The organism is Pantoea sp. AN62 (assembly GCF_050432985.1).
GTDB classification, from domain to species: Bacteria; Pseudomonadota; Gammaproteobacteria; order Enterobacterales; family Enterobacteriaceae; genus Pantoea; species Pantoea brenneri.
The window spans coordinates 1,451-2,920 of the sequence record NZ_JBNPYB010000038.1 but is presented as its reverse complement, the minus strand read 5'-3'; the positions used below and the strand labels follow the sequence as shown (position 1 = coordinate 2,920).

1 rRNA gene (running past one end of the window) is annotated in these 1,470 nt (G+C 53.3%); it reads left to right on the top strand.

Features of this window, described 5'->3' with window-relative positions:
• Positions 1-26 precede the first annotated feature (26 nt).
• A 23S ribosomal RNA gene (locus tag FHW04_RS23340) occupies positions 27-1,470 on the top strand; its annotated part runs 1,450 nt beyond the window's last position; the annotation flags it as partial.

The following is a 1,470-nucleotide window of genomic DNA, read 5'->3' as shown; positions in this document are numbered from 1 at the left end:
CGTTAAAAAACGCCTGTGGGTTGTGAGGTTAAGCGACTAAGCGTACACGGTGGATGCCCTGGCAGTCAGAGGCGATGAAGGACGTGCTAATCTGCGTAAAGCGACGGTAAGGTGATATGAACCGCTACAGCCGTCGATGTCCGAATGGGGAAACCCGGTGCACTCAGTGCATCATTGCAGCATGAATACATAGTGCTGCAAGGCGAACCGGGGGAACTGAAACATCTAAGTACCCCGAGGAAAAGAAATCAACCGAGATTCCCCCAGTAGCGGCGAGCGAACGGGGAGCAGCCCAGAGCCTGAATCAGCTTGTGTGTTAGTGGAAGCGTCTGGAAAGTCGCAGGGTACAGGGTGATACTCCCGTACACAAAAACACACAGGCTGTGAGCTCGATGAGTAAGGCGGGACACGTGGTATCCTGTCTGAATATGGGGGGACCATCCTCCAAGGCTAAATACTCCTGACTGACCGATAGTGAACCAGTACCGTGAGGGAAAGGCGAAAAGAACCCCGGCGAGGGGAGTGAAACAGAACCTGAAACCGTGTACGTACAAGCAGTGGGAGCCTTCTTTATGGGGGTGACTGCGTACCTTTTGTATAATGGGTCAGCGACTTATATTCTGTAGCAAGGTTAACCGTATAGGGGAGCCGCAGGGAAACCGAGTCTTAACTGGGCGTTAAGTTGCAGGGTATAGACCCGAAACCCGGTGATCTAGCCATGGGCAGGTTGAAGGTTGGGTAACACTAACTGGAGGACCGAACCGACTAATGTTGAAAAATTAGCGGATGACCTGTGGCTGGGGGTGAAAGGCCAATCAAACCGGGAGATAGCTGGTTCTCCCCGAAAGCTATTTAGGTAGCGCCTCGTGAACTCATCTTCGGGGGTAGAGCACTGTTTCGGCTAGGGGGCCATCCCGGCTTACCAACCCGATGCAAACTGCGAATACCGAAGAATGTTATCACGGGAGACACACGGCGGGTGCTAACGTCCGTCGTGAAGAGGGAAACAACCCAGACCGCCAGCTAAGGTCCCAAAGTCATGGTTAAGTGGGAAACGATGTGGGAAGGCACAGACAGCCAGGATGTTGGCTTAGAAGCAGCCATCATTTAAAGAAAGCGTAATAGCTCACTGGTCGAGTCGGCCTGCGCGGAAGATGTAACGGGGCTAAACCATGCACCGAAGCTGCGGCAGCGACACTATGTGTTGTTGGGTAGGGGAGCGTTCTGTAAGCCGTCGAAGGTGTGCTGTGAGGCATGCTGGAGGTATCAGAAGTGCGAATGCTGACATAAGTAACGATAAAGCGGGTGAAAAGCCCGCTCGCCGGAAGACCAAGGGTTCCTGTTCAACGTTAATCGGAGCAGGGTGAGTCGACCCCTAAGGCGAGGCCGAAAGGCGTAGTCGATGGGAAACAGGTTAATATTCCTGTACTTGGTGTTACTGCGAAGGGGGGACGGAGAAGGCTATATCGG